The sequence below is a fragment of the Pseudomonas oryzihabitans NBRC 102199 genome (assembly GCF_000730625.1).
Taxonomy (GTDB): domain Bacteria; phylum Pseudomonadota; class Gammaproteobacteria; order Pseudomonadales; family Pseudomonadaceae; genus Chryseomonas; species Chryseomonas oryzihabitans.
Window position 1 is genome coordinate 325,760 of sequence record NZ_BBIT01000014.1, and the last position, 18,142, is coordinate 343,901.

An 18,142-nucleotide genomic window follows, 5' to 3' on the forward strand; every position below is an offset into this window, starting at 1 on the left:
TCTTCTCCATGTCCGATCCCGTCTATCCCGATACCGATCCCGAAGTCGCCGCCCGGCGTCGGCTGCATCTGCTGCGCCATCGCCGGCGCCGTCGGCTGCGCGAGTGGCGCCAGCGCGTCGCCTTCTGGGTCGGCGCGGTGCTGGTGGGCCTGGCCGGTCTGGGCTTCGCCTGGCTGGCCGATGCCTCCTTCGGCCTCTTTCAGCAGCTGCTGCAGCACAGCGCCCTCTGGCCCTGGCTGGTGACGCCCCTGGGCTTCGCCGGACTGGTCTGGCTGACCCAGGGCGCGCTGCGCGATGCCCGTGGCAGCGGCATCCCCCAGGTCATCGTCACCCTCGAACGACCTGAGGCGGACCTGCGCGCCCGGCTGCTGGCGCCCCCCATCGCCCTGGCCAAGCTGCTGCTCACGGCCGGCGCCCTGCTGGTGGGTGGCTCGGTAGGGCGGGAAGGACCCACCGTGCATGTCGGCGCCGCCTTGCTCTACGGCTTCGGCAAGCGCCTCGGCCTGCATGGCCGCCGCACCCTGTCCGGACTCATCCTCGCCGGGGGCGCTGCCGGGATCGCCGCTGCCTTCAACACGCCCCTGGGCGGGGTGGTCTTCGCCATCGAGGAACTCACCCATACCTTCGAGCAGCGCTTCAGCGGCCTGGTGCTGACCGCCGTGCTGCTCGGCGGCATCGTCACCCTGGGCATCGTCGGCCCCTACAGCTATCTCGGCGCCCTGGACCTGCACCTGACCTGGGGCCTGGGCTGGGTCGGCGTCGCTGTCATCGGCGTCATCGGCGGACTGCTCGGCGGTTGCTACGGCCGCCTGGTGCTGCCCACCGACCGGGGCTGGCTGGGGCGCCTGAATGCCCTGCGCGGGCGCCGCCCGGTGGCTTTCGCCGCCGGCTGTGGCCTGGTGCTGGCGGCTTTGGGGCTGTTCTCCGGCCAGCACGTGTTCGGCACCGGCTATGCCGAGACCCATGCCATCCTGGCTGGCGAACCCATGACCGGCGGCGACTTCCTGCTGTGGAAATTCCTCGCCAACGTCGTCTCCTACCTGGCCGGGGTACCGGGCGGCCTGTTCTCGCCGTCGCTGGCGGTGGGGGCGGCCCTGGGCCCCTGGCTGGTCGACTGGCTGCCGGGCGTCAGTCTGCCGCAATGCGCCTTGCTGGGCTTGGCCGCGTACCTCGCCGGGGTCACCCGCACCCCGCTGACCGCCACCGTCATCACCCTGGAGCTGGCCCACAGCCCGGACATGGCGCTGCCGGTGCTGGCGGCCTGCCTGCTGGCCGCCGCCGTCTCCGGCTGGCTGATGCCGGTGCCGCTCTACCATGCGCTGTCGCAGCAGGTGCTGAACGCCCTGACGCCCCGCCGCGACTAGGCCCTGTACGAAAAATGCCTGCGCTCGGTGATGCTTCGTTGAAAAACGCTTCGGAATGCTCATTTACCACTCGTAAACTCCGCTTCCTCCAGCGTTTTTCGCCTCGCCTGACCGTCGCTTGGCGACTTTTCGTACAGAGCCTAGGCCCTAGCGCCCGCCGCCGATATCCAGCAGGGCGCCGGTGGTGTAGGAGGCTTCGTCCGACAGCAGCCAGAGGATGCCGGCGGCGATCTCCTCGGCCTCGCCTGCACGCCCCAGCGGAGTGGTCACGCCCAGGCGCTCGGCGCGGCCCGGCTGGCCGCCGCTGGCGTGGATGTCGGTAAGGGTCACGCCGGGTCTCACCGCATTGACCCGCACCCCGTGCGGGCCGAGTTCCTTGGCGAGGCCCAGGGTCAGGGTGTCCAGCGCCGCCTTGCTGGCGGCATAGTCGACGTATTCGTTGGGCGAGCCCAGGCGCGCCGCGATGGAAGAGACATTGACGATGGCACCACCGCGGCCGCCGCGCTCCCGCGACAGATGGCGAGCCGCCTCGCGGGCACAGAGAAAGGCGCCATAGACGTTGACCTCGAACATCCGTCGCAATCGCTCGGCGCTCATGTCCACCAGTGGCTGCGACTGATCGACGATCCCGGCATTGTTGACGAAGGCGTCCAGGCCGCCGAAGCGCTCCACCGTGCGCTCGAACAGCGCCAGCACCTGGGCTTCGTCGGCCACGTCGCCGCGCAGCGCCAGGCCTTCCACGCCCAGCGCCTCGATCTCGGCCAGAGTGGCCCGGGCCGCGGCCTCGTCCTGGCGATAGTTGAAGGCGACGTTCCAGCCGCGGCGGGCGGCGCCAAGGGCCGTGGCGCGGCCGATGCCACGACTCGCGCCGGTGATGAGCAGGGTCTTGCGCATGATGAAAACCTCGGGCTAGAGGGGGTAGGGGTAACGGCTAACCGTCTGATGTGGCGAAAAAAGCTTGGACGTCCCCGTCGTTTCGCCTAAAAGTAAGGCGAACGGCACGCGCCGCATTATCCGCGGCCACTTCGCGATCTGATTCCTAAGCGCTTGCAGAGGTCAATCCTGATGACGAGACCCCGCTTCATCTCGCCCAACGAAGTTTCCGCGCTCCGTACCAACATCCTCTCCAAGCTCACCTACGCCGTCGGCAAGGACCCCGACAACGCCCTCGACCACGACTGGTTCCAGGCCACCGCCCTGGCCGCCCGGGACTACATCGTTGATCGCTGGATGAGTCGCACCCGCGACGCCTATCGCACCGGCCAGAAACGGGTCTATTACCTTTCCCTGGAATTCCTCATCGGTCGCCTGCTGATCGACAGCCTGTCCAACCTCGGCATCCTCGAAGAGACCCGTCGCGCCCTGGCCGACCTCGGCGTCGACCTGGAACGCATCCGCGGGCTGGAGCCGGACGCCGCCCTGGGCAACGGCGGCCTCGGCCGGCTGGCCGCCTGCTTCATGGAAAGCATGGCCACCCTGGGCATTGCCAGCCACGGCTATGGCATCCGTTACGAGCACGGGCTGTTCCGCCAGGTGATCGCCGACGGCTTCCAGCTGGAGCAGCCGGAAAACTGGCTGGATTTCGGCAATCCTTGGGAATTCGAACGCGCCGAGGTGGTGTACGAGATCGGCTTCGGCGGGCATGTCGCCCCCTACGGCGAAGGCGATCCGCGGCGCCAGGTGTGGACGCCCGGCGAGCGCATCCGCGCGGTGGCCTATGACACCCCGGTGATCGGCTGGGGCGGGGAGGGCGCCAACACCCTGAGACTCTGGCGTGCGCGACCGCTGGAGATCCTCCACCTGGAAACCTTCAACGCCGGCGATCACGTCGGCGCCGTGGCCAACGAGGCCCGCGCCGAGAGCATCTCGCGGGTACTCTATCCGGCCGACAGCAGCGAAGCCGGCCAGGAATTGCGCCTGCGCCAGGAATACTTCTTCGTCGCCGCCTCCCTGGCCGACCTGACCCGTCGTCATCTCAAGCAGCACAGCGACCTGCTCAGCCTGCCCGAGCACGTGTCCATCCAGCTCAACGACACCCACCCGGCCATCGCCGTGGCCGAGCTGATGCGGCTGCTGGTGGACGTCCACGGCATTCCCTGGGACGCCGCCTGGAGCACCACCGTCGGCACCCTCAGCTACACCAACCACACCCTCTTGCCCGAGGCCCTGGAGACCTGGCCGGTACAGCTGATGGAACGCCTGCTGCCGCGGCACATGCAGATCATCTACCTGATCAACGCCCAGTTCCTCGACTCCCTGCGCGCCCGCGGCGAGACCGATGGCGGCATGATTTCCTATGTTTCCCTGATCGACGAAAGCCAGGGGCGCCGCGTGCGCATGGGCAATCTCGCCTTTCTTGGCTCGCACAGCATCAATGGCGTGTCCGGTCTGCACACCGACCTGATGCGCAAGACGGTCTTCCGCTCGCTGCACCGGCTCTATCCGGATCGCATCAACAACAAGACCAACGGCATCACCTTCCGCCGCTGGTTGCACCAGGCCAATCCGGCGCTCACCGACCTGCTGGTGGATACCCTCGGCCAGGGCGTGCTGCACGATCCGGAAAAGACCCTGCCGCAGCTCAAGCCCTATGCTAACGACAGCAATTTCCGCGAGCGCTTCGCCCTGCAGCGCCAGCGCAACAAGGACACCTTCACCAGCCTGGTGAAGCAGCGGCTGGAGATCGACCTCGATCCCAATGCGCTGTTCGATGTCCAGATCAAGCGCATCCACGAGTACAAGCGGCAGCTGATGAATCTGCTGCAGACCATCGCGCTGTACCAGGCCATCCGCGACAACCCCAACGGCGACTGGACGCCGCGGGTCAAGATCTTCGCCGGCAAGGCCGCCGCCAGCTATCACCAGGCCAAGCTCATCATCAAGCTGGCCAACGACGTGGCCAAGGTGGTCAACAACGACCCCCTGACCCGTGATCTGCTCAAGGTGGTCTTCCTGCCCAACTACAACGTCAGCCTGGCCGAGGTCATCATTCCGGCGGCGGATCTTTCCGAGCAGATCTCCACCGCCGGCATGGAAGCCTCGGGCACCAGCAACATGAAGTTCGGCCTCAACGGCGCCCTCACCATCGGCACCCTGGACGGCGCCAACGTGGAGATGTGCGAACTGATCGGGGAAGAGCACATGTTCATCTTTGGCCTCAAGGCGGCCGAGGTGGAAGAGCGCCAGCGCAGCGGCGGCATCTCCTCGGACATCATCGAGAATTCGCCACGCCTGGCCCAGGTGCTGGCGGGTCTGCGCGCCGGTCAGTTCTCGCCCGAGGATCCGGCCCGCTACAACAGCCTGCTCGACGTCCTGACCTGGCACGACCGCTTCCTCGTCTGCGCCGACTTCGACGCCTACTGGGAGGCCCAGCGCCAGGTCGAGACCCGCTGGCAGCAGCCGGACAAGTGGTGGCAATCGGCGGTGATCAACACCTCCAGCATGGGCTGGTTCTCCTCCGACCGCACCATCCGCGAATACGCCACGGAAATCTGGAAGGCGCTGTAGTCGAGCACGCTTCGCGGCCATGGCGGTCCGCCGCTGCGGCCGCTCCTACGGGTAAGGCACGATCCTGTAGGAGCGGCCCATGGCCGCGATAAAGGCCACAACGGAGCCGGCGCCCAGGCAGGATTTGCTGGGCTTCGCTACGCTCAACCCAGCCTACGGCGGCCGGCCCTGGCCACGATCAGCTATCCCCCGATTGAGAACCCGCGGCTTCCACACCGTCTACATCCTTGCAGCATCCGCCCCGCAAGCCCGTCACCGGAGTCCCCATGCCCCGCACCTCTACCCGCCTCGAAGCGGGCAATCCTGCCCATTACGGTGCCACCCTCGTCGAGGGCGGCATCAACTTCGCCGTCTGGTCGCCGGCGGCTGAAGCCGTCGAACTCTGCCTCTACGATGCCAAGGGGGAAGCCGAGACCCAGCGTCTGGCCTTTCGCGAACACGAAGGCGGCGTCTGGCATGGTTTCCTGGCCGGTGCCAAAGCGGGTCTGAGATACGGTTTGCGCGCCCAGGGTGCCTACCGTCCCCAGGACCGCCTCAGATTCAACGCCAACAAACTGCTGGTGGACCCCTGGGCCCTGGCGGTGGACCGGCCCTTCCAGCTGCATCCCAGCACCTATGGTTTCCATCCCGAAGATCCCAATCGTCCGGACGCGCGCGACAGCGGTGCCCATGTCCCCAAGGCCATCGTCCTGCCGCCGGTCGAGAGCCTGACGCCAGCGCCCAAGCGCCGCGACGCGGGGCTGATCTACGAATTGCACGTACGCGGCCAGACCCAGCTGCATCCGCAGGTGCCCGCCCGCCAGCGCGGCACCCTGGCGGCGCTGCGCCATCCGGCGCTGATCGAGCACTGGCAGCGCCTTGGCGTCACTACCCTGGAGCTGCTGCCCATCGCCGCCTGGGCCGACGATCGCCATCTGCCCGCCCTGGGGCTGGCCAACTACTGGGGCTACAACCCGGTGGTCATGGCGGCGGTCGATCCGCGCCTGGCCGGGCGCGAGGCCCTCGCCGAATTGCGCGAGACGGTGGCCACCCTGCAGGCGGCCGGCTTCGAGGTGCTGCTCGACGTGGTCTTCAACCACACCGGCGAAGGCGACGAACTCGGCCCCACCTTCAATCTGCGCGGCCTGGACAACGCCGGCTACTACCGGCTGCAGCCGGACGATCCGGCGCGCTATATCAACGACATGGGCTGCGGCAACTGCCTGGCGCTCTACAGCCCGCCGGCGTTGCGCCTGACCCTGGACAGCCTGCGCCACTGGGTCACCGCCGCCGGCGTCGATGGCTTCCGCTTCGACCTGGCGCCTGCGCTGGGTCGCCTGGAAAGCGGCTTCGATCGCGACGCGCCGCTGCTGCAGGCCCTGGCCCAGGATCCGCTACTGCGTCAGGTGCGACTGGTGGCGGAACCCTGGGACATCGGCCCCGGCGGCCATCAGGTCGGCGCCTTCCGCGCGCCCTGGCAGGAATGGAACGACGCCTTCCGCGACGACGTGCGCCGCTTCTGGCGCGGCGACGACGGCCTGAGAGGCGCCCTGGCGACCCGTCTGGCCGGCAGCGCCGATCTCTTCGGTGCGGGTGATCGCTCCTTGCGCACCAGCGTCAACTTCGTCACCGCCCACGACGGCTTCACCCTGGCCGACCTGGTCAGCTACGCCGAAAAGCACAACGAGGCCAATGGCGAAGGCAATCGCGACGGCACCACCGACAACAAGAGCTGGAACAATGGCGTCGAAGGACCGAGCGACGACCCCGCCGTCCTGGAAGCCCGCGCCGCCGACCAGCGCGCCCTGCTGGCGACCCTGATCCTGGCCGGGGGCGAACCCATGCTCACCGCCGGTGACGAATTCGGCCGCACCCAGCAGGGCAACAACAATGCCTATGTGCAGGACAATGAACTGTCCTGGCTGGACTGGCAGCAGGCCGCCAGCCCGGCCGGGCAACGGCAGAGCGCCTTCGTCGGTCGGCTCATGGCGCTGCGCCAGGAGTTACCGGCCCTGCAGGCGCAACGGCTGCTCGGGCGCCCCGATCCCCGTGGCTGGGTCAGAATCGAATGGCTCGACGCCGACGGTGCGCCGATGGACGACGGCCGCTGGCAGGCCGGGGGCAGCCTGCCGCTCGTCCTCACCCTGGAGCCCCTCGACGGAGCGGATCAGCCCCAGGCCGCACGGATCTGGCTGGCCTTCCAGCCGCGGCGGGAGGAAATCGACCTGCGCCTGCCGCCGTCACGTGACGGACATCACTGGGTGATACAGCTGGACAGCCGTCAGCCTGAACTGGAACCCGACTCGGCAGTCTATCCCAGCGCCGAAAATCTCCGTGTTGGCCGAGGCGTACTGCTGGCCGTGGAGACCCCGAACGCGCCCTAGACGCGCGTTCCCTGCCGGCCGCCGGTGCCCGGCGCCTCGTCGCCCCGGCGACAGCGTCCGTAATCGGCACTGGCTGGCAGACCTGGCCTGACGGTCCGCTCTGCTTGAGACGGAGCTTGAGCTTTGGCGCTACACTCGCGCCCATCATTACAAGGAGCACCGCGATGTCCCGGATATCCCTCAGTCGTTACCTCATCGAGCAGACCCGCAGCCACAAGACCCCGGCCGACCTGCGCTTCCTCATCGAAGTCGTGGCACGGGCGTGCAAGCGCATCAGCTACGAGGTGTCCAAGGGGGCGCTGGGTGGCGTGCTTGGCAGCATGGGCACCGAGAACGTCCAGGGCGAGGTGCAGAAGAAGCTGGACGTCCTGTCCAACGAGATCCTGCTGGAAGCCAACGAATGGGGCGGCACCCTGGCCGGTATGGCCTCCGAGGAAATGGACCAGGTACACCAGATTCCGGGTCACTATCCCAAGGGCGCCTACCTGTTGATGTTCGACCCCCTGGACGGCTCGTCCAACATCGACGTCAACGTCTCCGTCGGCACCATCTTCTCCATCCTGCGCAAGGACTTCGTCAGCAGCACCACCGGTGACGTGACCGAAGAAGCCTTCATGCAGAAGGGCACCGAGCAGGTGGCTGCCGGTTACGCCATCTACGGTCCCCAGACCATGCTGGTGCTGACCCTGGGCGACGGCGTCAAGGGCTTCACCCTGGATCGCGAACTGGGCAGCTTCGTGCTGACCCACGAAGACATCACCATCCCCGAGACCACTGCCGAATTCGCCATCAACATGTCCAACCAGCGCCACTGGGAAGCCCCGGTCAAGCGTTATGTGGACGAGCTGCTGGCTGGCAAGGAAGGTCCCCTGGGCAAGAACTACAACATGCGCTGGATCGCCTCCATGGTGGCCGACGTCCATCGCATCCTTACCCGCGGCGGCATCTTCATGTACCCGCGCGACGCCCGCGAGCCGGAAAAGCCCGGCAAGCTGCGCCTGATGTACGAGGCCAATCCCATGTCCATGCTGGTCGAGCAGGCCGGTGGCGCCGCCACCAACGGTCACCAGCGCATCCTCGACGTCCAGCCGGACGGCCTGCACCAGCGGGTGGCGGTGTTCCTGGGCTCCAAGGAAGAAGTGCAGCGCGTGACCGAGTACCACCGTCAGCGTTGATCCCTCCCAGCCGGGCCGCCTGCAACGGGCGGTCCGCTGCTCCGCTCGTGTCCTGCCTCAGCGTTCAGCTCCGATTCAGTCCCCTTAATCCTGCGCTAATCCGCCGCCGCCGAAGATGGCCGCGCAGCCGGTCGGGCTGTATTCGCATCGCGTGAGGAGCCTTTCACTATGAACGCTCTGAAATCCCGTGTCGTCCTCTTCGGCCTGCTGGCCCTGGCCAGTCATCAGGTCTTTGCCGCCGATCCCCAGAATTTCGCCGGCCTCACCTATGGCAAGAGCTACGACAACTTCAGCAACAGCCACGCCCTCGACCGCAACCTGAACGGCCCCGATACCGATGGTGCCATCGATGGCAGCAACACCTGGGGGCTGCGCCTCGGTCAGCAGAACGATGCCGGTCGCTACTACGCCACCCTCGACCAGGCCAGCGGCAGCAGTGATGGCCTGAGACTCAAGCAGCAGGACCTGACCGGCAGCTACGATGCCTTCTATCCCCTGGGCGACAGCACCAAATTGTTTGGCGGCGGCACCCTGGGCGTCGCCCGGGTCACCCAGGATGGTTCCAGCTTCGGCCATGACAGCGACCTCGGTTATGTGGCCGGGGTCCAGGCCGGCATCCTGCAGCAGGTCAACGACCGCACCTCCCTGGAAGCCGGCTATCGCTACCTGCGTAGCAATGCCAAGCCGGAAATCGATCAGGACGGCAGCAAGCTGGGTTCGAGCCAGCTCGACAGCAGCAAGGAAATCTACCTGGGCATGAACGTCTATTTCTGAGGCGTGGCCGGGGCGACAGCGTTCGCCCCGGCTGTCAGCTGAAGGGATCCAGACCCGAGAAGGCCGCCACCAGCGTGACGGCGACCACCCCGAGGGCGATCTCCGCGGCCGTGGCCCGGCGCAGCAGCTGCCAAACCTGGGGTCCCTGTCCCAATCGCGGCACCAGCAGATAACGATTGGCCAGGGCCAGGACGACCATGGTCGCCACCACCAGCACCTTGGCCAGCAGCAGGCCGGAGTAGGGCGTCAACCGCAGCAGGCCCTCCGGTCCGAGGATCAGCAGGCTGTTGAACGCGCCGCTGAGCAGGGCCAGCGCCACGCAGATCTGCCCAGGTAGCGAGTAACCTCGCAGCAGCCGCTGGACCTCCCCCCTGAGCCGGGCCGGAGGCCGCCCCAGGCACAGCAACACCCCGGGCAGACTGCCCAGCCAGAGTCCCGTGGTGAGCAGATGCAGGGCCTGGTTCAACCGGTGCACCCCGCCGAGCGCGCCCGCGGTCGCGGCGGCATGGCCACCCAGGGCCAGACTGGCCAGCAGCAGGCCACTCAAGCCCCACAGCCAGCGAACGCCACGCGTCCCGGGTCCTGCCAGCAGCCACAGGGCCAGCAGCAGGCCCAGCGGCAATTGCCAGCGCCAGCCCTGGCCAGCCTCGGTGGCCAGATAGAGCTGCCACAGCGGCAGGTTGAAGGCATCCGTCCAGCCATCGCCCACCAGCGCGGCCTGCAGCGGCAACAGACTCAGCACCCCGAGCAGCAGCAGGGCCCCGAGCAGGCGGGCCGCAGGGCGCGCCCGTTCCAGCAGCCAGCTGCGTAAAGCGGGGCGACCCAGCCAGAGCGCCAGCGCCAGATAGCCCCAGGTCAGCAGCAGCGGCAGCAGAAAGAGGGCGCGGGCGAGGGGGCGCCAGGCATCGGGCGTCGCCAGTCCGCCGTCCATCCTTACTGGACGGTGAAGCGATAATCGCCCTGGGTCTTGTGTCCGTCCTTGGCCAGCACCCGCCATTTGACCTGGTAGCGACCCGCTTCCAGCGGTGCCTCCAGCGGCACCTCCAGGGTGCGTTCGTCACCAGCGGAAATCACCTTGCCGGTGGTGATCGCCGTACTGGCCTGACCCTCCAGCCGCTGCAGCTGCACCTGGCTCAGAGACGCCTCGACCCCTTCGGAAAAGCTCAGACTCAGCTGCTTCGGTGCCGGGCTGGTGCTGTCGGGGGCAGGCTCGGCGCTCTTCAGGTGACCATGGGCCAGGGCCAGCCCCGGCAACAGCAGAGAGGTCAGGGCGAGACGGCGAGCGAGACGCAGGGTAGCGGTCATGGAGAACTCCAGCGGCAGAAGGAAACCGCCAGCTTAGCAGTCCGCCCGAGTGGCGTCCGCGCCCGGCGCCTGTTCCGCCGCGCGTGCCGCGCACTCGACGAAGGTCCGGGCGGTGCAGCTGCGGCAAACCTCCGGATCCAGGCGCGGATAGATGCTGCGCAGGGCTTGATCCTTGGACGAAAAGATATGGCCGTCGCCCAGCTCCTTGAGAAAGCCGGTCTTGGCGAACAACTGCAGCACCGGCGTGCGCGGGCGATGGAAATAGAGATCGCCACCCTGGGCGCGTCGCTCGCGCCATTCGCGCCGCCAGAGGTCGTTACCCGCCAGGTCGATGAAATTCATGCTCTTGGTCATGAACAGGGCGTGCTTCTGCCCGGGCTGGGCGCTGCGAAAGCCGTCCAACTGATCGCCGACATGGGGCACGGCGCCAAAGAACACCGAGCCTTCCACCCGCACCAGCTTGAGTTGCGGACACTCCTGCGCCGGCTGGCCCAGTTCGTCCAGCGGGGTGAAACGGCGCTCGGGGGTACGGGGATCCGGCACCAGCGGGCGGATGGCCGGGTGCGAGGTGCGATAGAGGTAGGCCACCAGGGATACCAGGGTGCCCAGCAGCACGGCGCGATCCAGCGGGATGGTCAGGGTCGCCAGCAAGGTCACCCCGGCCACCAGGGCCTCGGTGCGGCTGACCCTCAGCACCTCGCGCCAGCGCCCCAGGTCCAGCAGCCCGCGCGCCACCAGCAGCAGGGTAGCGGCGATGGCGGCCAGCGGAATGGCCGCGATCAGGGCACCGCCAAAGGCCACCAGGGCCACCACCAGCAGGGCGGCGAACACCGCCGCCAGCGGGGTGCGGGCCCCGGCTTCGAAATTGGGCATGGAGCGATTCAGCGAGCCGCAGGAGACATAGGCCGAAAAGCAGCCGCCGACCAGATTGGCCAGGCCCTGGCCACGGAATTCGCGATTGACGTCCAGCCGCTGTCCGGAGCGCTGGGCCACCGCCTTGGCGATCGACAGCGACTGCCCCAGGGCCACCAGGGTCAGGGCCACGGCGATGCCGGAGAGATTGCCCAGGTCCTGCAGGGTGACGTTGGGCAGATGGAAGGGCGGCAGCGCCGAGGGGATCCGTCCGACCGTGGCGATCCCCTGGGCCGCGCCCGCCACGCTGCGCTCCAGGATCCAGGCGCTCAGGCAACCGGCCAGCAGACCCAGCAGCATGGTTGGCCAGCGCGGGCGCAGCCGCCTCAGCAGCAGGGTGGCGACCAGGGTCACCACGCCGATCACCAGCGAGGGCCAGTGGATCGCCAGGGGATGGGCGACGACATAGCCGAGCACGCCAAAGGCCGAGGTGCCCAATGGCGGCGACAAGCCGAGCAAATCCTTGAGCGAATAGAGCCCGATCAGCACCGCGGCGCCACTCATGAAGCCGAGCAGCACCGAGGGCGAGATGAAGTTGGCCACCGCGCCCAGGCGCAGGGCGCCCACCGTCAGTTGCAGCAGGCCGACCAGCAGGGTCACCGCCAGCGCCAGATCGATATAGGGGCCGGAGCCCGCCAGCGCCAGCGGAGACAGCGCCGCCAGCAGGGCCAGGGAGTTGGCGTTGGTCGGCCCGGTCACCACATGGCGACTGGAGCCCGCCAGGGCGGCGACGATGCAGGGCACCACGGCGCCATAGACGCCGTATTGCGGAGGCAGTCCGGCCAGGGTGGCGAAGGCCACGCCCTGGGGCAGCGCCAGGACCGCGCCCAGCAGACCCGCGCCAAGATCCGCCTTCAGGGTGGTGCGGTCCACCTCGCGGAGCCAGGGCAGCAGGGTCGAAAGGGCGGGCATGGGGCGCTCCTGGAATAAGGGTCGCCCACTCTACCGATTCCGGTCGCCGGTGGGCTACCCGAGTCCCGCCGTCGCCGTTCGCCGCCACGACATCGAGGCCGTGTTCATTTCTTCACCAGTCGCCGCCAGCCCGGTCTCTGTGGCGTTCTCGTGACTTCATGCACGGGTTATCCACATCACTGTACACGGTCCCTGTGGGTAACCTCGGCCGCTAGCCGTCGTGGCTGTTGGCGGCGATGCGATGGATCGACAGGTCGGCGCCCTGGTATTCCTCTTCCTGACTCAGACGCAGCCCCAGCACGGCCTTGAGCAGCCCGTACACCGCCAGGCCGCCGAGCAGGGCGACGCCGATACCCAGTCCCGTGCCCGCCAGTTGCGCCAGCACGCTCACCCCACCCAGGCCGCCAAGTGCGGTCTGGCCGAACAGGCCACAGGCGATGCCGCCCCAGGCGCCGCAGAGGCCGTGCAACGGCCAGACGCCCAGCACATCGTCCAGCTTCCAGCGCGTCTGCACTGCGGTGAAGGCCCAGACGAACAGGGCGCCCGCCACCAGCCCGGTGGCCAGGGCGGCGATGGGATGCATCAGATCGGAGCCGGCACAGACGGCGACCAGGCCGGCCAGGGGCCCGTTGTGCAGGAAGCCGGGGTCGTTGCGCCCGAGCAGCAGGGCAGCCGCCGTCCCGCCGACCATGGCCATCAGCGAATTCAGCGCGACCAGGCCACTGACGCCTGCCAGGCTCTGGGCGCTCATCACGTTGAAACCGAACCAGCCGACGATCAGGATCCAGGAGCCCAGCGCCAGAAAGGGGATGTTCGACGGCGGAAAGGCCACCAGCCGGCCTTCGCGATAGCGACCCTGACGCGGCCCCAACAGCAGCACGGCCGCCAGCGCCAGCCAGCCACCCACGGCGTGCACCACCACGGAGCCGGCGAAATCGTGGAAGCGCGCGCCGAACAGCGCTTCGAACCTGTCCTGCAGCCCCAGGTTGTTGTTCCACATCAGGCCTTCGAAGAACGGATAGACGAAGGCCACGATCAGCGCGGTGGCGCACAGTTGCGGGACGAAACGCGCCCGTTCGGCGATGCCGCCGGAGATGATCGCCGGGATGGCTGCGGCGAAGGTGGCGAGGAAAAAGAACTTCACCAGCCCATAGCCGCTGTCGGCGGTCAGCACCTGGGCAGGCGCGAAGAACGTCACGCCATAGGCGATCCAGTAGCCGACGAAGAAATACACCAGGGTGGAAATGGCGAAGTCGGCGAGGATCTTGGACAGCGCGTTCACCTGATTCTTGTGCCGCACGGTACCGGCTTCGAGAAAGGCGAAACCGGCGTGCATGGCCAGCACCATCACGGCACCCAGCAGCAGGAACAGGGTATTGGCACTGTGGACCAGGGTCGCCACAGCGGAAGGCAATTCGTTCATCAGGGCAGTCGTCGCTAAGGGTTGCACCAAAAACATGCCTGGCGGCTGCTTGATGCGCGCTTTTAGGGCGTGCTGCAGCTCTCGGCAGGTTCAGTCTTGCCGCCAAGCAGAGCGCAACGGGGAATTAGCGCGGGGATGCGCCAGGGCGGTGCGAATCGGAAGGGCGTGCACCAGGAGATAGCAAAGGTCGTGCCGCTAGAGCGCACGCATCACGATACGTCCACTGCTCAGATTGCTCAGCAGCGTCGCTACTTCGTCGCGTCGCTGGGGCTCGACCGCAATCCGCAAGTCGATCTCCAGCGCCTGATAGTCCTCGGCGAGCACGAGCACCGCCAGGGCTGCCAGGCGAGCCTTGATCAGCGGCCACTCCGCATAGGTACAGGCGAAGCCATAGTCCTGCCGCACCACCAGCGGCTGCTTGTCCGCCTGTTGCAGGCAACGGGCGGCGCAACCGCCATAGGCGCGCACCAGGCCGCCGGTACCCAGCTTGATGCCGCCGTACCAGCGGATGACCACCACCACCACCTGATCGCAATCCTGCCCCTCGATGGCGGCCAGAATGGGCCGGCCCGCCGTCCCACCGGGTTCGCCGTCGTCATTGAAGCGGTATTGATTACCCAGCTTCCAGGCCCAGCAGTTGTGGGTCGCGGTCGGCACGCTCACGCGGTCGATGAAGGCCATGGCCGCTTCCACCGTGGTGACGGGCGCGGCGAGGGCGAGAAAACGACTCTTGCGCACCTCTTCCTCGCAGGCGGCATCCTGGATCAGGGTAAAGGTCATGGTGCCTGGAGACCCAGTCCCTTGAGAATGACATGGGTCAGGGTCCGCGCCGCCTCGTCGAAATCCTGCCGGGTCAGACGGGTGCGCCCGGTCACCTGGCAGATCTGGCTGGCGAAGTCGGCATAGTGCTGGGTACTGCTCCACAACAGGAAGATCAGGTGGACCGGATCCACCGGATCCATCTTGCCAGCCGCGATCCAGGCATCGAACACCGCTGCCCGGCTGCGAAACCAGGTCTGGTAGTCCTGATCGAAATACTCGTACAGGCAATGACCGCCGCCGATGATCTCCATGGCGAAGATCCGGGAGGCCAGCGGTTGCCGACGCGAGAATTCCAACTTGGCGCGGATGTAGCGGCTCAAGGCTGCCGCCGGATCGTCTTCGACGGTCAGGTGATTGAAGGTGCTGTCCCAGAGTTCGAGGATGTTGCCCAGCACGGCCATATAGAGGCCGAGCTTGTTGTTGAAGTAGTAATGAAGATTGGCCTTGGGCAAGCCAACGCGTTGCGCGATGGTGTTCATGCTGGTGCCCTTGAAGCCATGGCGGGCGAATTCTTCCTCCGCCGCGCTCAGGATCAACTCCTCATTCTTCTGCCGGATGCGTCCGGCCGGCTTGTCCTGGCCGGCGTGATGGGCGGGTACGAGAAGGGTCATGACAACTGGAGGATCCTGAGGCGCGGCAGGCATCAATAGCGTACCCCCGGCCCTGGACACAAGGGCTGTTTTACCGGTGTGGCGCTGGCGAGCCGCATTCCGTCACCGCTGCGCGGCGCTCCTCGGGCAGCAACAGGTTGAGCAGGATGGCGGTGATGCCGCCGCTGGTGATCGCGGTGTCGAAGAGATTCTTCACCAGTGGCGGCAGCTGATCCAGCAGCGTCGGCTGGCTGGCGATACCGAGACCCACGCCAAGGGAGGTGGCGATGATCAGCAGGCTGCGGCGATCCAGGGTGCAGTGCGCCAGCAGCCGTATCCCGGCCGCGGCGACACTGCCGAACAGCACCAGGGTCGCACCGCCCAGCACCGGCTTGGGAATCTGCTGCAGGACGGCGCCCAGCACGGGGAACAGACCCAGCACCAGGAGGATGGCGCCTATCCAGTAGCCGACATGGCGGCTGGCCACGCCGGTCAGCTGGATCACCCCGTTGTTCTGCGCAAAGGTGGTGCTGGGAAAGGTATTGAAGGTGGCGGCGAGCAGGCAGGCGACCCCATCACCCAGGACCCCGCCCCGCAACCGCCGCAGATAGCCGGGTCCTTCGACGGGTTGCCGCGAAATCAGGCAGTTGGCGGTCAGGTCGCCGGTGGTTTCCAGGGTGCTGATCAGATAGATGAGCGCGACCGGGAGGAAGGCCGACCAGTCGAAGGCGAAGCCGAAATGGAAGGGGAGGGGGACGCTGACCAGGGGCAGGTCCGGCAGCGGTTGAGGTTTCAGCAGGCCACAGGTCCAGGCGGCGAGGGAGCCCACCAGCAGGCCGATCATCACCGCCGACAGCCGCAACCAAGGACGCCGCGACAGATTCAGGCCGATGATGACGGCCAGCACCAGACCACCGAGGGCCAGGTTGATCGGTGCGCCGAAATTGGCGGCCTTGGCGCCCCCGCCGAGATCGGTGACGCCCACCCTGATCAGGCTGATGCCGATCAGGGTGATGACGATGCCGGTCACCAGTGGCGTGATCACCCGGCGCAACAGACCCAGGCAGCGACTCAGGCCGATCTGGACGAAGGCGCCAAAGAAGCAGACGCCAAAGATCATCGCCAGGATGTCCTCCGGCGTCCCGCCGCGCTGCTTGACCAGCATCCCGGCTGCCAAGACCGCGGATAGAAAGGAGAAGCTGGTGCCCTGCAGGCAGATCATGCCCGCGCCCAGTCCACCGGCACCCCGCGCCTGCAGAAAGGTACCGACGCCCGACACCATCAGCCCCATGCTGATCAGATAGGGCAGGTGCTCGTGCAGCCCCAGGGCGCCGGCAATGATCAGCGGTGGGGTGACGATCCCTACGAAGCTCGCCAGGACGTGCTGCAGGGCGGCGCAAAAGGCCGCGAGCGGGGCCGGGCGATCGTCCAGGCCATAGAGCAGATCATCGTGGACGGGAGTGGGCATGGTGATTACCTCGCAGTGGCGCTGCGGGCCGGTAAGGCGGCTGCAGCGCCAGAAGTGGGTCTGGCCAGGCTAGAACTGATACTTCACCAGGAAGCTGAAAACGCTCTGGTCGGTACGGAAGCCCTCGCTGTCCTTGATGCCGTACTTGTCCGACCAATAGTCGTACTCGGTCCCTACATAGAGGTGCTTGGCCTCGTAGCCCATGGCCTTGCCCAGGTCGTACTTGACTTGGGGATTGAAGTGCAGATTGGCGTGATAGCTGCCCTTGTTGTTCATCACCCAGTCCATGTAGCCATCGATGAGCAGATCCGAATTGCCCAGGGGCAGGGTGTAGGCCCAGACCGGCGTGAGCTGCCAGGCACCCGAGGGGGCACTGCCGCCATCCGGCTTGCGGTAATAGAGATTCAGCTGGAAGTAGTCGAAGCCCGGCACCTTGAGGTCGAAACCTGGACCGACCAGATAGTTGCGCTGGTCACGGCCGGCGCCCTCGCCATCGTTCTGGTCGTATTCCAGGGTGGTGGCGAGCAGGACATCGGTGACCGGACCAAAAGAAAGGTCCCGCCCGGACAGCTTGCCGAAGGACAGTCGCGGACTGATCTCGCCATAGAAGCCCTGATGACCGTCGCTGGCGTTCGTCGCACCGTTGAACCAGATGCTGTCGACGAAGAGGAAGAGATCGCCCCAGGTCCAGCTGCTGGCATGCTCGAAGGTGACGGTCTGCTGGATGCGGGGATCGACCCGGAAATCCTTGCCATATAGATAGGTGAGGCTTTCACCGTGCCACAGCAGTGGGCTGTCAGCGGCTTGGGCGGCACCGGCTGTGAACAGGCTGGCGGTCAGCAGCGCGGTGGTTAGGGTCTTGCGCATGTAGGCTCCTGGAAGTGCTTTCTCGTTATGTGCAGCGTCCGCCGTGCTCAGCAAAATCGACGCCAAGCTCCGGCGGGTGGGAGAAAATAGTTATTTTTCAACGCCTTGTATAAGGATTCCGGGAAATTTCAGCTGTTTGGCAGGGCACCAAACCTGACCACTTGCTCAGTTTTCGTGCCCTGAAGGGGCGCCCGCAGCGGCGCTGCTGCGAAACAGCGCACAGGGGGCCGCGCAGTGCTAAGGTGCTGGGCGACCCCGCAGGAGATAGTCATGAAGTTGCTTATCGGTATGCTGACGGCCTTGCTCTGCTGCTCTTTCGCCTCGGCTCAGGTCCCCCAGGGTGGGACGGGACAGCCAGGCATCCTCATGATCACCCGGGGCGATGCCTACTCAGGTTCGGGGTGCGACATAGGTCTGGTGATTCAGGGGCGCCTCGCCGGCACCCTTATGGCCGGTCAGAGTGCTTCCTTCAATCTGCCGCCTGGCGAGATCGCCGTCAGCCTTACCTCTTCCGGCCCGGGGGGGTGCGCGGCGCCCATGGCCAGCAGCGTCGCCCAATCCATCCTGCTGACTCCTGGGGAGATCAAGCAGTACCGGATCATCGCGACCGAGGCGGGGTATCGGCTGGCCCCCATCCCCCTTTATTGAAGTTTTTTGAAA

The 18,142-nt window shown here is 66.8% G+C and carries 15 protein-coding genes; 6 read left to right on the forward strand and 9 right to left on the reverse strand.

Annotated elements, in window-relative coordinates:
- The first annotated feature begins 8 nt into the window (after positions 1 to 8).
- Complete coding sequence (locus POR01S_RS17225; protein ID WP_042137236.1) at positions 9 to 1,364, forward strand: chloride channel protein; 1,356 nt, start codon at positions 9 to 11, stop codon at positions 1,362 to 1,364.
- Positions 1,365 to 1,511: 147 nt separating this feature from the next.
- Here the strand turns inward: POR01S_RS17225 and POR01S_RS17230 are convergent, their stop codons facing one another.
- Positions 1,512 to 2,258 carry an SDR family oxidoreductase gene (locus POR01S_RS17230; protein ID WP_042137238.1) on the reverse strand — a complete coding sequence of 249 codons (747 nt, stop codon included), beginning with the start codon at positions 2,256 to 2,258 and terminating at the stop codon, positions 1,512 to 1,514.
- Positions 2,259 to 2,429: 171 nt separating this feature from the next.
- On the opposite strand from POR01S_RS17230, the gene POR01S_RS17235 reads away from it, so the two are divergent.
- From POR01S_RS17235 to POR01S_RS17250, 4 genes are all read left to right on the forward strand, one after another.
- Entirely contained in the window at positions 2,430 to 4,871 is a 2,442-nt protein-coding gene (locus POR01S_RS17235) for a glycogen/starch/alpha-glucan phosphorylase (RefSeq protein WP_042137240.1), read from the forward strand.
- A gap of 266 nt (positions 4,872 to 5,137) precedes the next feature.
- Complete coding sequence (glgX, locus tag POR01S_RS17240) at positions 5,138 to 7,234, forward strand: glycogen debranching protein GlgX (protein WP_042137241.1); 2,097 nt, start codon at positions 5,138 to 5,140, stop codon at positions 7,232 to 7,234.
- A 164-nt stretch (positions 7,235 to 7,398) separates the two neighbouring features.
- On the forward strand, positions 7,399 to 8,409 hold the full coding sequence (locus POR01S_RS17245) for a class 1 fructose-bisphosphatase (RefSeq protein WP_007162011.1): 1,011 nt from the start codon (positions 7,399 to 7,401) through the stop codon (positions 8,407 to 8,409).
- Positions 8,410 to 8,577: 168 nt separating this feature from the next.
- Positions 8,578 to 9,183: an outer membrane protein gene (locus POR01S_RS17250; protein WP_042137243.1), complete on the forward strand. Its 606-nt coding sequence runs from the start codon at positions 8,578 to 8,580 to the stop codon at positions 9,181 to 9,183.
- A gap of 34 nt (positions 9,184 to 9,217) precedes the next feature.
- Here the strand turns inward: POR01S_RS17250 and copD are convergent, their stop codons facing one another.
- The 8 genes from copD to POR01S_RS17290 all read right to left on the reverse strand — a co-directional run bounded on the left by copD (position 9,218) and on the right by POR01S_RS17290 (position 17,482).
- Positions 9,218 to 10,114, reverse strand: coding sequence for a copper homeostasis membrane protein CopD (copD, locus tag POR01S_RS17255; RefSeq protein WP_052382673.1), 897 nt, complete (start codon positions 10,112 to 10,114; stop codon positions 9,218 to 9,220).
- A gap of 2 nt (positions 10,115 to 10,116) precedes the next feature.
- Positions 10,117 to 10,488, reverse strand: coding sequence for a copper homeostasis periplasmic binding protein CopC (copC, locus tag POR01S_RS17260; protein ID WP_042137245.1), 372 nt, complete (start codon positions 10,486 to 10,488; stop codon positions 10,117 to 10,119).
- Between the two features lie 33 nt (positions 10,489 to 10,521).
- On the reverse strand, positions 10,522 to 12,312 hold the full coding sequence (locus POR01S_RS17265; RefSeq protein WP_007162007.1) for a SulP family inorganic anion transporter: 1,791 nt from the start codon (positions 12,310 to 12,312) through the stop codon (positions 10,522 to 10,524).
- 211 nt (positions 12,313 to 12,523) lie between these two features.
- Complete coding sequence (locus POR01S_RS17270) at positions 12,524 to 13,735, reverse strand: ammonium transporter (protein ID WP_042137247.1); 1,212 nt, start codon at positions 13,733 to 13,735, stop codon at positions 12,524 to 12,526.
- Between the two features lie 195 nt (positions 13,736 to 13,930).
- Positions 13,931 to 14,515, reverse strand: a complete 585-nt coding sequence (locus POR01S_RS17275) for an IMPACT family protein (protein WP_042137249.1) — start codon at positions 14,513 to 14,515, stop codon at positions 13,931 to 13,933.
- The gene (locus POR01S_RS17280; RefSeq protein ID WP_027600306.1) at positions 14,512 to 15,168 is read right to left on the reverse strand and encodes a TetR/AcrR family transcriptional regulator; all 657 of its coding nucleotides are present in this window, start codon (positions 15,166 to 15,168) and stop codon (positions 14,512 to 14,514) included. Before POR01S_RS17280 ends, POR01S_RS17275 begins: the two co-directional genes overlap by 4 nt.
- Before the next feature lie 70 nt (positions 15,169 to 15,238).
- Positions 15,239 to 16,615, reverse strand: a complete 1,377-nt coding sequence (locus POR01S_RS17285) for a uracil-xanthine permease family protein (RefSeq protein ID WP_042137250.1) — start codon at positions 16,613 to 16,615, stop codon at positions 15,239 to 15,241.
- Positions 16,616 to 16,684: 69 nt separating this feature from the next.
- Positions 16,685 to 17,482, reverse strand: coding sequence for a DUF5020 family protein (locus POR01S_RS17290; RefSeq protein WP_027600758.1), 798 nt, complete (start codon positions 17,480 to 17,482; stop codon positions 16,685 to 16,687).
- A gap of 270 nt (positions 17,483 to 17,752) precedes the next feature.
- Here POR01S_RS17290 and POR01S_RS17295 point away from each other — a divergent pair, with 270 nt between their 5' ends.
- Positions 17,753 to 18,130 (forward strand): hypothetical protein, encoded by a 378-nt coding sequence (locus POR01S_RS17295; RefSeq protein WP_007162001.1) that lies wholly within the window; start codon positions 17,753 to 17,755, stop codon positions 18,128 to 18,130.
- Positions 18,131 to 18,142: the final 12 nt, after the last annotated feature.

What these genes read in the sequence shown, in the direction of transcription:
- POR01S_RS17225 (WP_042137236.1), top strand. Translation starts at nt 9, where the DNA reads ATGTCCGATCCCGTCTATCCCGATACCGATCCCGAAGTCGCCGCCCGG.
- POR01S_RS17230 (WP_042137238.1), bottom strand. Translation starts at nt 2,258, where the DNA reads ATGCGCAAGACCCTGCTCATCACCGGCGCGAGTCGTGGCATCGGCCGC.
- POR01S_RS17235 (WP_042137240.1), top strand. Translation starts at nt 2,430, where the DNA reads ATGACGAGACCCCGCTTCATCTCGCCCAACGAAGTTTCCGCGCTCCGT.
- glgX (WP_042137241.1), top strand. Translation starts at nt 5,138, where the DNA reads ATGCCCCGCACCTCTACCCGCCTCGAAGCGGGCAATCCTGCCCATTAC.
- POR01S_RS17245 (WP_007162011.1), top strand. Translation starts at nt 7,399, where the DNA reads ATGTCCCGGATATCCCTCAGTCGTTACCTCATCGAGCAGACCCGCAGC.
- POR01S_RS17250 (WP_042137243.1), top strand. Translation starts at nt 8,578, where the DNA reads ATGAACGCTCTGAAATCCCGTGTCGTCCTCTTCGGCCTGCTGGCCCTG.
- copD (WP_052382673.1), bottom strand. Translation starts at nt 10,114, where the DNA reads ATGGACGGCGGACTGGCGACGCCCGATGCCTGGCGCCCCCTCGCCCGC.
- copC (WP_042137245.1), bottom strand. Translation starts at nt 10,488, where the DNA reads ATGACCGCTACCCTGCGTCTCGCTCGCCGTCTCGCCCTGACCTCTCTG.
- POR01S_RS17265 (WP_007162007.1), bottom strand. Translation starts at nt 12,312, where the DNA reads ATGCCCGCCCTTTCGACCCTGCTGCCCTGGCTCCGCGAGGTGGACCGC.
- POR01S_RS17270 (WP_042137247.1), bottom strand. Translation starts at nt 13,735, where the DNA reads ATGAACGAATTGCCTTCCGCTGTGGCGACCCTGGTCCACAGTGCCAAT.
- POR01S_RS17275 (WP_042137249.1), bottom strand. Translation starts at nt 14,515, where the DNA reads ATGACCTTTACCCTGATCCAGGATGCCGCCTGCGAGGAAGAGGTGCGC.
- POR01S_RS17280 (WP_027600306.1), bottom strand. Translation starts at nt 15,168, where the DNA reads ATGACCCTTCTCGTACCCGCCCATCACGCCGGCCAGGACAAGCCGGCC.
- POR01S_RS17285 (WP_042137250.1), bottom strand. Translation starts at nt 16,615, where the DNA reads ATGCCCACTCCCGTCCACGATGATCTGCTCTATGGCCTGGACGATCGC.
- POR01S_RS17290 (WP_027600758.1), bottom strand. Translation starts at nt 17,482, where the DNA reads ATGCGCAAGACCCTAACCACCGCGCTGCTGACCGCCAGCCTGTTCACA.
- POR01S_RS17295 (WP_007162001.1), top strand. Translation starts at nt 17,753, where the DNA reads ATGAAGTTGCTTATCGGTATGCTGACGGCCTTGCTCTGCTGCTCTTTC.